The sequence below is a fragment of the Streptomyces sp. NPDC019890 genome, from assembly GCF_044903445.1.
In the GTDB taxonomy this organism is placed as follows: domain Bacteria; phylum Actinomycetota; class Actinomycetes; order Streptomycetales; family Streptomycetaceae; genus Streptomyces.
Genome location: NZ_JBJDQK010000024.1, coordinates 17,140 through 27,368 on the forward strand (window position 1 = coordinate 17,140; position 10,229 = coordinate 27,368).

Here is a 10,229-nt window from a genome sequence, read left to right on the forward strand (position 1 = left end):
GACGCATGAGGCGAATTCGGACATGAGCCCGCAAGATTCGGGATGCAGGGGGGTCTTGGAAGGGCTTGATGCAGAACCGCACGGCTGTGACAGTTGAGAGCAGCTTAGGCCAAGGCATATACGCGTGTCCGGCGATTCAGAACGTAGGCTGCCCCCCATGGCAAAGAAGCGCTCCGGCGGAGGTCTGACAGGGACCCAGCAGGCCGCCAAGTTCCTCGGTGTCAGCGTGCTCTCCGGAGCTGTGCTGGCAGGCATCGCCCTGCCGGCCGTCGGCGCACTGGGACTCGCGGCCAAGGGAACGGTGAAGGGATTCGACGAGATCCCCGCCAACCTCAAGACGCCGCCGCTGAGCCAGCGCACCACGATCCTTGACTCACAGGGCGGGCAGATCGCCACGGTCTACTCCCGCGACCGCACGGTGGTGCCGCTCAAGGACATCTCCCCGTACATGCAGAAGGCGATCGTCGCGATCGAGGACTCGCGCTTCTACGAGCACGGCGCGATCGACCTCAAGGGCGTGCTGCGCGCGCTCAACCGCAACGCCCAGTCGGGCGGGGTCTCCCAGGGCGCCTCCACGCTCACACAGCAGTATGTGAAGAACGTCTTCGTGGAGGAGGCCGGCGACGACCCCGACAAGGTCGCCCAGGCCACCCAGCAGACGCTCGGCCGCAAGATCCAGGAACTCAAGTTCGCGATCCAGGTCGAGGAAGAGCTGGGCAAGAAGAAGATCCTCGAGAACTACCTCAACATCACCTTCTTCGGGCAGCAGGCGTACGGCATCGAGGCGGCCTCGCACCGCTACTTCTCCAAGTCGGCCAAGGACCTCAAGCTGGAGGAGGCCGCGATGCTCGCGGGCATCGTCCAGTCCCCCAGCCGCTACGACCCGGTCAATGACGCGCAGGAGGCGATCAAGCGTCGCAACACCGTGCTGCAGCGCATGGCCGACGTACGGGACATCACGCAGGCGGACGCCGACAAGGCCAAGGCGATCCCGATCAAGCTGAAGGTCAGCAAGCCGAAGAACGGCTGCATCACCGCGGCCAGCGGCGCCGGCTTCTTCTGCGACTACGTACGCGAGGTGTTCCTCTCCGACCCGGTCTTCGGCAAGACCAAGGAGGACCGGGCCAAGGTCTGGAACCGGGGCGGCCTGACGATCAAGACGACCCTCGACCCGCAGGCGCAGAAGTCGGCACAGAAGTCGATCAAGGAACACGTCTACCAGACGGACGACGTCGCCACCGCGGTGACGATGGTCCAGCCCGGCAGCGGCAAGATCCTGGCGATGGGCCAGTCGCGGCCGTACGGCTTCGGAAAAACCGAGACGCAGATCAACTACTCGGTCAACCAGGGGATGGGCGGCTCGAACTACGGCTTCCCGGTCGGCTCGACCTTCAAGCCGTTCGTCGCCTCGGCGGCGATAGAGCAGGGCAAGCCGCCGACGCAGATGTATCCGGCGCCGTACGAGATGCCCTATCCCTCCCAGGTGGCGACCTGCAGCGGAAAGCCGTGGGTCAACCTCGGCAACCAGCGCCTGGAGAACGAGAACGAGTCCGAGGTCGGTCCGTACGCCCTCAAGGACGCGATGGCGAAGTCGGTCAACACCTACTTCGTGCAGATGATCGCCGACATCGGTCTGTGCCCGGTGATGGAGATGACCCAGCGGCTCGGAGTGCTGCAGGGCAACGGCAAGAAGCTGCCCGAGGAGCCCTCGGCGCTGACCCTGGGCTCCACCGGTATCTCCCCGCTGACCATGGCCAATGCGTACGCGACCTTCGCCAACCGCGGCACGTACTGCACGCCGACGGCCATCGAGTCGATCAGGACGGCCGACGGCAAGAACCTGGAGGTGCCGCAGAGCACCTGCACCAAGGCCATGAGCGAGCGGACCGCGGACACCATCAACACGCTGCTGCGCGGGGTGATCGACTCCGGTACGGGTCAGCAGGCGGGTCTGCAGAGCCGTGACAACGCGGGCAAGACGGGTACGACGGACGGCCGGAAGAACGCCTGGTTCGTCGGCTACACCCCGAACCTGTCCGGGGCCGTCTGGGTCGGCAGCCCCACCCAGCAGGTGAAGATGGAGAGGATCTACATCGGCGGAAAGTACGAGGACAAGGTCTTCGGTGGTCAGGTCCCCGGACCGATCTGGCGGGACGCGATGACCGGGGCGCTGGAGGGGAAGGAAGCGCCGCCGTTCAACAGCGTCGTGATCCCGGACCCGCCGAAGGAGAAGCCCGACAAGCCGGACGACAAGCCGGGCCATGGCAACGGCGGACGGGAGCCGTGGCCGGGTATCTCGATCCCGCCGGACATCCTCGGCGGCGGGGACAGCCGCGGCCAGGCCAACGGCGGCGGGAACGGCGGGAAGTTCCCGTAGGGGCTGACTGCCCGCAGAAGCGACAGAGAGAGGGGACCCGGCCTGGCTGCCGGGTCCCCTCTTTCTGTTCTCTGCAACTACCGTGTTCTGTCTACCGTGTTCTCTGTATCCACCGTCGCTCAGCCCGCGAGGAGCTGCTTCACCGTGGCGGCCACCCGACCGCCCTCGGCGCGGCCCGCCACCTTCGGGTTCACGATCTTCATGACGGCACCCATGGCACGCGGCCCCTCGGCGCCGGCGGCCTTCGCCTCCTCGACGGCCTGCGCGACGATGGCGCGGAGCTCGTCGTCCGTCAGCTGCTGCGGCAGGTAGGCGTCGAGGATGACGCCCTCCGCCTTCTCACGCTCGGCCTGCTCGGGCCGGCCGCCCTGGGCGAAGGCATCGGCCGCCTCACGGCGCTTCTTCGCCTCCTTGGCGATCACCTTCTGCACCTCGTCGTCGGAGAGCTCGCGGGCCGTCTTGCCCGAGACCTCCTCCTTGGAGATCGCGGCGAGGGTCAGCCGAAGGGTCGAGGAGCGCAGCTCGTCCCGCGCCTTGATGGCGGTGGTGAGGTCTTCGTGCAGCTTGGACTTGAGGGTGGTCATGCCGTTGATTTTCGCACCTGTGCGCGGTGCGCGCCCCGCATTAACGGCCGACCACGCTTACCCCGTTCCGGGCGGCCGCCGATCCTGGCCTGACCGGACCGCTGACGGCGGTCTACTGCCAGATCCCACATGGCGCGTCCTCCCATCCTGACGCATCGCCCGGCCGGCCTGGCACCATGCCTGACCAAGCTGAGGAATGGCTACGCGGGTGCCGCCCCGCGGCCGGCTGGACGTTTCGCGCGGCACGGTGCTCTACCTAATGAGCGGCTTGTGCTGTCGCAAGGAGGCGCGGTGAATTGGACGGTGGGGGTCGGGTGGGTGATCTGCTCGTGCCTGGGATTGGTGGCCCTTCTGATCGGCGCATGGGTCTACCGGATCCGTGAGCGCGCGCGGACTGACCCTCCGAGGATCTTGCTGCAACATCTGCCACTCGGTGGCAGCGCGCGCTACCGGGCGGTGGACTGGCTGGGAAGGGCGACCGTCGAATGGGAGGTCTCGCTGCAGGTGCCGCCGCCGACGCCCGACCGCGCAGGGGAAGCCCGGTCAGGGGAATGAGGTGACTGTGTGGGAGCGGGATCGCTCCGGGCGATCGGGCCCCTTCGACGCCGGGGACATGAATGACGAACGATTACGACAGTTCGATGCGCTCTACGCCGAACATGCGCGAGCCTTGTTGGCCGCTGCCACGCTTGCGGCCGGCGGTTCGCCACCAGACGGCTGGGACGGTGTGCAGCATGCCTTCGAGCAAGCGTGGCTTCGCCTCAGAGACGGGTCGGCCCCGCCCGTCCGGGATTGGGGGGCATGGTTGCGTAAGACGGCTGTGCGGCACGTGCTCAGGAGGGCGCGCGGGCGGCAGTCACTGTGTGAGCCTCTGGAGAACGTCGACCCCTATGATGCGTCGCCTCCGGTCGCCGACCACGTGGTGATCAAGGAGAAGTACCAGCAGGTTCTGAATGCACTGGCTTCGCTGCCAGAGCGCCAGCGCCAAGCACTTGCGCTTCGCGAGATCGCCGACTTCTCCACGGCAGAGACCGCCCGGATCATGGATATCAGCGACGGGGCTGTTCGTAGCTTGATCAGTCAGGCCCGTCAGTCCCTGCTGGAAACCATTGGACAGGAGGGAGTCGATGGCTGACCGAAGCCATGACACTGACCGAAGCAACGACGCTGACTGCACCACTGATGAAACGGCCATCCTCCGAACTGCTTTGCAGGCCACCGAACATGGCCTGCGCGAAGCCCTCGATCAGGATTTCGACTCCGCGGAAGGGTTGGCGATTCTTCACCGCCGTATGGCACATAGGCAAAAGTCGGCGGCGGCACATTCAGCGGTTTCCGCAGCCCGTCAGCTTGCGTCGGCTGATGCGGTCTTCACGCAGCAGGCAGTCGGCGGAAGTGCAGGAGGCAGGCTGGCCAACGCTGGTCAGTTGTACCGTCGTCAGTCCTCGACGCTTGAGAGTGACGAGGCGGCGGTCGAGGACGACGTGATCCGGGAATACGGCAATCCGGAACTCGCCGAGACCAGGCTCGTCTCACGTCCTGAGAGCTCTGACGTGGCCAGGCGGCTTGCCACCGGTGTGCTCAAGCTGTGGCAGTTGAACGCTTGCACCGAGGACGCTCAGCAGTTGGTCGGTGAACTCGTCGCCAACGCAGTGCGTCACACCACTGCACGCGCGTTCGGTTTCCGCATGCTTCGGCGGCAGGGATGGATCCGTATTGAGGTCCGCGATCCATCGCGGGCACTGCCTTGCTTGCTGCCGCCTCAACCGCAGGACGAGAGCGGCTGGGGGCTCTTCCTGGTGGATCGCATCTCCGACCGCTGGGGTGTCGATCTGCTGCCGCGCGGCAAGACAGTGTGGGCCGAGCTTCGGGTGTCCGAAGACTGAAGCCCTGCCCCCTGCCTACGCTGCCCGTGAGGACCAGGCGCTGGACCCTGATGGCCTGATCACGCCTGCGGTACCGCTCAAGTATGCGAACACGGCTTGACAGTGGTCATGCGGCCAAGTGTGGCAGGTTCGCAGATGTGCACGCCCGTGCATTTTGCGTGGTGCGGGTCGCTGGTGTCCGCGCCTCCGTCCGCGTCTCCTTCCGTCCCTGCCTCCGTCCGCGTCTCCTTCTCTCCCTGCCTCCGTCCGTGTGTTCGTCATGTGGCCGACATATGGCGGCCGCTCGATGGCGACGGCCGCGTCGCCTTCCGGCCACCGCCCGTTGACAAGCTGCACAGATGCTCGCCGCCCCCCTTCCCGTCGACACCCGCCGCTGCCAACTGCTGGGGCTGGTGGGCTCCGGAGCGCTTGCCGCGGGCGGCGTGACCGCGGGTGCGCTGCCCGTACGGGAGGCTCTTGCGCCGGAGTCCGGCCGGGCGGCGCTCGGCCTGGTCGCCACCTACTTCGGACTCGTACTGCTGGTCGCGGCCTGGGCGCTGCTGGGCCGGGCGGTGCGCGGCCCCGAGCCACCCGCCCCGCGCACCCTGCTGCTCACGCTCGGGCTGTGGGCGGCGCCGCTGCTGCTGGCGCCGCCCCTCTTCAGCCGCGATGTGTACAGCTATCTCGCCCAGGGCGCGATGGTCGACGCCCAGATAGATGTCTATGCGAACGGACCGTCCCGGCTCGGCGGACCGCTGACCGACGAGGTCGCGCCGCTCTGGCAGCACACCCCCACTCCGTACGGCCCGCTGTTCCTCGCCTGCGCGACGGCGATAGCCGATCTCTCGCGTACGGAGGTGTCCGTCGGAGTGCTCGGCATGCGCTTCGTCGCACTGCTGGGGGTCGCGGTGATGGTGTTCTGTCTGCCGGCGCTGGCCCGGCGCTGCGGGGCGGACCCTGCCACGGCCCTCTGGCTCGGGGCACTCAATCCGCTCGTGCTGCTGCACCTCGTCGGCGGGGCCCACAATGACGCGATCATGCTCGGCCTGCTGGGCGCGGGCCTGGTCGCGGCGCTCGGACGATGGCCGATCCTCGCCGCCGTACTGGTCACGCTCGCCGCCCTGGTGAAGGCTCCCGCGGCGCTCGGGCTGGTCGCTGTCGCCCTGCTCTGGGGCCGTCAGCTGGGTGGCCGGACGCCACGGCTGAGGGCCGGTCTTGCGGTGGTGGGTATCGCCGCGGCGACGACGGCGGTGACGACGGCCGTCGCGGGCACGGGCTACGGCTGGATAGGCGCGCTGGACACTCCCGTATCGCCGCAGAACTGGTCGATCACCTCGTCACTGGGCCGGATGACCGGCGCGCTGCTTACGAGCGCGGGCAGCGGCCTGGCCCAATTCGCCGCCCCCGCCTGGCATTTGGCGGGACTGGCCGCCACCGCACTGACCGTACTGATCGCGTGGCGGCGCCACCATCGGCTGCGTCCGGTGTACGCACTGGGGCTGAGCCTGATCGCGGTGGCCGTCCTCGGTCCGGCGATACGGCCCTGGTACGTGCTGTGGGGGCTGTTCCTGATAGCCGCCGCCGGGCCGGACAGACCGGTGCGGCGGGCGGTCGCGGCCGCGAGCGCGGTGCTGGCGCTGGCCGTACTGCCGAGCGGTTTCGCTCCGGAGGGGCCACAGCTGGCGCTGGCGACGTGCGGCGGGGTCCTGGCGGTGCTGGCGCTGTGGTGCGCGCATCGCATCGCGGGGCGTGGGGCGTCACATGCCGGGACCGACGCGCTGGGGAGCGCCGCATGACGATGACCTGGCTCATCACGACCTGGCTCCTGACGACCCGCCTCATGGGGAGCGCGGCATGACCCTGACCTGGCCCAGCAGCACGCGCGGGCGGCTGTTCCTCGTCGTGGGCCTGGCGGCCGCGACCGCACTCTTCCTCGCTACGGTCCCGCTGCACCGGCACTGGTTCGACCTCCGCGTCTACTACGGCGCCGTCGACAGCTGGCAGCAGGGCGGCCGCATCTACGACTACCTGGTGCCGGGGACGCACTACGGCTTCACCTATCCGCCGTTCGCCGCGATCTGCATGCTGCCGATGACCCTGATCGGCTGGCCGGGCGCCCTCGCGATCAGCCTGCTGCTCAATGTCTCGGCGGCGGCTGCGGTGCTGTACTGCTCGGCCGCTGCGATCGTCCGCCGACAGGGCTGGAGCCGGTGGTACACGTTCGCCGTCGCGGGCTGCCTGTTCACCCTGCTGGAGCCGGTCCGGGACACATTCAGCTTCGGCCAGGTGAATCTGCTGCTGCTGGCGCTGGTACTGGCGGACGCGTGGCTGCTCTCCACAGGTGGGGGGCGCGCTGCGGGACGGGGAGGGTCCGCGGGCGATGGGCGGTTCGCGGGACGAGGAGGGTCCGTCGGCCTGGGGCGGTTCGCGGGCCTCGGCATCGGTCTCGCGGCCGCGATCAAGCTCACCCCGGCCATCTTCATCGGCTATCTGCTGGTCACCCGCCGCTGGAGGGCCGCCGCGACAGCCTCGGGTGTCGCGATCAGTGCGACGCTGCTCGCACTGTGGCTGGCCCCCGGCGCCTCGCGTGTCTACTGGACCGAGGCGATGTGGGACACGGACCGCGTCGGCAGGCTCGCCTATGTCTCCAACCAGTCCTGGCAGGGCGTCCTGGCTCGACTCGCCGAACCCGACGACCCGAGCCGTACGGTGTGGGCGCTCGGCGTACTCGTACTCCTCTGCGTCTGGGTCTGGCGGGTACGCCGTGCGGTCGCCGCGGGTGACGAGCTTGCGGGTTTCGCGCTCACCGGCCTGACGGCCTGCCTCATCAGCCCGGTCACCTGGGTGCACCACTTGGTCTGGGTCTTTCCGGCCCTCGCCGTCCTCACCGACGCCGGACTGCGGGTCGGCAAGGAGGACCCGCGGCGAAGGAAGCTGCTGCTGAGGTGGGCCGGAACGATCTATGTGCTCCTCTGCAGCAGCGTCGTATGGCTGTGGAGCTGGGGCGCGGGCGGCATTGACGGCTTCCTGGGGAGTAATACGTACGTCTGGATCTGCCTCGGCCTGCTGCTCGCGCTGCCGCTGCGCGAAGGCGCGACGTCGAACGCACCGGAGGCGGCGCCGGACGTACCGACGGCGACATCGGTCGGGCCGGAGGCGGCGTCGAGCGGGACATCGGGCAGGCCCGGGGGACCCGCCCGCCCGCTCCCTCAACCCACCGGGTCTGCAACGATGGGCGCATGCGCGCACGCTACGGAGTACCCCTGGGAATCACGGCATTCGGCGCGGCCGGCCTCGCCTACGCCGCCGGCTTCGAGGTCCGCTCCTTCCGCCTCCGACGGCTGAGGGTCCCGGTGCTGCCGCGCGGGATGCGGCCGCTGCGCGTACTCCAGGTCTCCGACATCCACATGGTGTGCGGCCAGCGCAAGAAACGCGCCTGGCTCCAGTCGCTCGCAGGCCTGCGCCCGGACTTCGTGGTCAATACGGGCGACAACCTGTCCGACCCGGAGGGCGTGCCCGAGGTCCTCGACGCCCTTGGCCCGCTGCTCGATTTCCCCGGCGTCTACGTCTTCGGCTCGAACGACTACTACGGCCCCAAGCTGCGCAATCCGGCTCGCTATCTCTTGGAAAAGGCACGGGGCAAGCACGGCCTGAACGGCAACGCCCCGGCAGTCGGCGTGGTCCACAACCCGTGGGAAGTCCTGCGCGACGCCTTCGACGAGGCCGGCTGGGTGAACCTGAACAACACCCGGGGCCGCCTGAAGCTGGACGGCTACGAACTGGCCTTCACGGGCCTCGACGACCCCCACATCAAGCGCGACCGCTACGACGCCGTCACAGGCGGCCCGGAGCCGGGCGCCGACCTGTCCCTGGCCGTGGTCCATGCCCCGTATCTGCGCTCACTGGACGCTTTCGCGGCGGACGGCTACCCCCTGATCCTGGCGGGCCACACCCACGGCGGGCAGCTCTGCGTCCCCTTCTACGGAGCGCTGGTCACCAACTGCGACCTGGACACGGCCCGCGCGAAGGGCCTCTCCACCCACAGCACGGCGGGAAATGTCTCCTACCTGCACGTCTCGGCAGGCTGCGGCACGAACCGCTACACGGCGGTGCGGTTCGCGTGCCCCCCGGAGGCGACGCTGCTGACGCTGGTCGCGCGCGACTGAGGACGGGCCTGGCAGAGGTGCGCGGCCTGCCGGTGAAGCCGCCTGGAGAGCGGCGAAAACCGGATTTCGTCTGGGAGCGCGGGTGGGCTAAAGTAATCGATGTCGCCGCGACAGCGGTGACATCGGGGTGTAGCGCAGCTTGGCAGCGCGCTTCGTTCGGGACGAAGAGGTCGTGGGTTCAAATCCCGCCACCCCGACAGCTGAAACACCAGGTCAGGCCCGGTCTTCCATCATGGAAGACCGGGCCTGACCTGCGTTCTGGACGTCTCGGGAGTGACTGGGGAGTGGATCAAGGAAATCCACTCCCGGCATGTGGATCTCCGTACTGATCGGAGACCCAGGCGTCAACGATGATCGTCAGCTTTGGAGCCAGTTGAGTCGCAGCGCGGACCGAGTTTCCCTACGTCAGGCCCGCGCACGGCGCGGGCGCGCGCCGTGCGCGGGCAGCGGGCTGAGAAGCTACATCCGCGAGAACAGTCCGAGGGGGCACCACATGACGCCACAGGGAACCATCACGGTAGAGCACATGGACGGCTCGGCCGCAGCACAGGCTGAGGACGCGTTCAGGCTGATCTATGCCGACGTGTTCGCGGAACCGCCGTACAACGAGACCGCTGACGACGTCGCAGCCACCTTCCGGCGCTTTCGCTCCCAGACCCGCAAGCGCACTTTTCGCGCCGCCCTAGCCCGTACCGAGGACGGCGAGCCGGTCGGCATGGCATACGGGTACCCAGTCGAGCCTGACACAGGGTGGTGGGACGAACTGACCGAGCCCGTGCCCGACGACATGCGGCGCGAGGACGGGCACCGCACCTTCGGCCTCATGGAACTTGCCGTACGCGGACCCTGGCGCGGGCAGGGTGTCGCGCGGCGTCTGCACGAGACCCTGCTCCATGTCATCGAGGCCGAACGGGTGCTGCTGAACGTCCACCCGGACAGCAAGGCAGCGTCGGCCGCCTACCAGGCGTGGGGCTACCGCAAGATCGGCGAGGCGCGCCCGTGGGAGGGCCCGGACCTCTATGACGTCATGCTGCTCGACCTGCGCACATGACGCTACGTACAAGCGAAAGGCGCATCGAGGGGGAAACCCTCTGCGGCTGGGGCGGTCGGCTCCACGGCTTTAGGCCGGCTTTACGCAGCCACCATGGGGCGAGAGATCGGGGCCCGTAAGCTTGCCGCGACTCGGGCAGTCTGTGGACCTAACGTCGCGTCCCCAAGGTGTGGTTGATGCGCGTTT

Annotated in this window: 8 protein-coding genes and 1 tRNA gene; 8 read left to right on the forward strand and 1 reads right to left on the reverse strand. The window is 68.4% G+C overall.

Features of this window, described 5'->3' with window-relative positions:
- The first annotated feature begins 157 nt into the window (after positions 1-157).
- On the forward strand, positions 158-2,377 hold the full coding sequence (locus ACI2LP_RS32715) for a transglycosylase domain-containing protein (RefSeq protein ID WP_404728167.1): 2,220 nt from the start codon (positions 158-160) through the stop codon (positions 2,375-2,377).
- Positions 2,378-2,496: 119 nt separating this feature from the next.
- On the opposite strand, the gene ACI2LP_RS32720 is transcribed toward ACI2LP_RS32715, so the two are convergent.
- Positions 2,497-2,961 (reverse strand): GatB/YqeY domain-containing protein, encoded by a 465-nt coding sequence (locus tag ACI2LP_RS32720; RefSeq protein ID WP_404728168.1) that lies wholly within the window; start codon positions 2,959-2,961, stop codon positions 2,497-2,499.
- A 613-nt stretch (positions 2,962-3,574) separates the two neighbouring features.
- On the opposite strand from ACI2LP_RS32720, the gene ACI2LP_RS32725 reads away from it, so the two are divergent.
- The 7 genes from ACI2LP_RS32725 to ACI2LP_RS32755 all read left to right on the forward strand — a co-directional run bounded on the left by ACI2LP_RS32725 (position 3,575) and on the right by ACI2LP_RS32755 (position 10,043).
- Positions 3,575-4,096: an RNA polymerase sigma factor gene (locus tag ACI2LP_RS32725; RefSeq protein WP_404728169.1), complete on the forward strand. Its 522-nt coding sequence runs from the start codon at positions 3,575-3,577 to the stop codon at positions 4,094-4,096.
- A gap of 274 nt (positions 4,097-4,370) precedes the next feature.
- On the forward strand, positions 4,371-4,847 hold the full coding sequence (locus ACI2LP_RS32730; protein ID WP_404728174.1) for an ATP-binding protein: 477 nt from the start codon (positions 4,371-4,373) through the stop codon (positions 4,845-4,847).
- Positions 4,848-5,185: 338 nt separating this feature from the next.
- A complete protein-coding gene (gene mptB / locus ACI2LP_RS32735) occupies positions 5,186-6,622 on the forward strand; it encodes a polyprenol phosphomannose-dependent alpha 1,6 mannosyltransferase MptB (RefSeq protein ID WP_404728170.1) in 1,437 nt (478 codons plus the stop codon).
- A 58-nt stretch (positions 6,623-6,680) separates the two neighbouring features.
- Positions 6,681-8,171, forward strand: coding sequence for a glycosyltransferase 87 family protein (locus ACI2LP_RS32740; protein WP_404728171.1), 1,491 nt, complete (start codon positions 6,681-6,683; stop codon positions 8,169-8,171).
- Positions 8,066-8,992 (forward strand): metallophosphoesterase, encoded by a 927-nt coding sequence (locus tag ACI2LP_RS32745; protein ID WP_404728172.1) that lies wholly within the window; start codon positions 8,066-8,068, stop codon positions 8,990-8,992. Before ACI2LP_RS32740 ends, ACI2LP_RS32745 begins: the two co-directional genes overlap by 106 nt.
- Positions 8,993-9,115: 123 nt before the next feature.
- Positions 9,116-9,189 (forward strand) — tRNA-Pro (locus tag ACI2LP_RS32750).
- Positions 9,190-9,485: 296 nt separating this feature from the next.
- Complete coding sequence (locus tag ACI2LP_RS32755) at positions 9,486-10,043, forward strand: GNAT family N-acetyltransferase (protein ID WP_404728173.1); 558 nt, start codon at positions 9,486-9,488, stop codon at positions 10,041-10,043.
- Positions 10,044-10,229: the final 186 nt, after the last annotated feature.

What these genes read in the sequence shown, in the direction of transcription:
- ACI2LP_RS32740 (WP_404728171.1), top strand. Translation starts at nt 6,681, where the DNA reads ATGACCCTGACCTGGCCCAGCAGCACGCGCGGGCGGCTGTTCCTCGTC.
- ACI2LP_RS32720 (WP_404728168.1), bottom strand. Translation starts at nt 2,961, where the DNA reads ATGACCACCCTCAAGTCCAAGCTGCACGAAGACCTCACCACCGCCATC.
- mptB (WP_404728170.1), top strand. Translation starts at nt 5,186, where the DNA reads ATGCTCGCCGCCCCCCTTCCCGTCGACACCCGCCGCTGCCAACTGCTG.
- ACI2LP_RS32715 (WP_404728167.1), top strand. Translation starts at nt 158, where the DNA reads ATGGCAAAGAAGCGCTCCGGCGGAGGTCTGACAGGGACCCAGCAGGCC.
- ACI2LP_RS32725 (WP_404728169.1), top strand. Translation starts at nt 3,575, where the DNA reads ATGAATGACGAACGATTACGACAGTTCGATGCGCTCTACGCCGAACAT.
- ACI2LP_RS32755 (WP_404728173.1), top strand. Translation starts at nt 9,486, where the DNA reads ATGACGCCACAGGGAACCATCACGGTAGAGCACATGGACGGCTCGGCC.
- ACI2LP_RS32745 (WP_404728172.1), top strand. Translation starts at nt 8,066, where the DNA reads ATGCGCGCACGCTACGGAGTACCCCTGGGAATCACGGCATTCGGCGCG.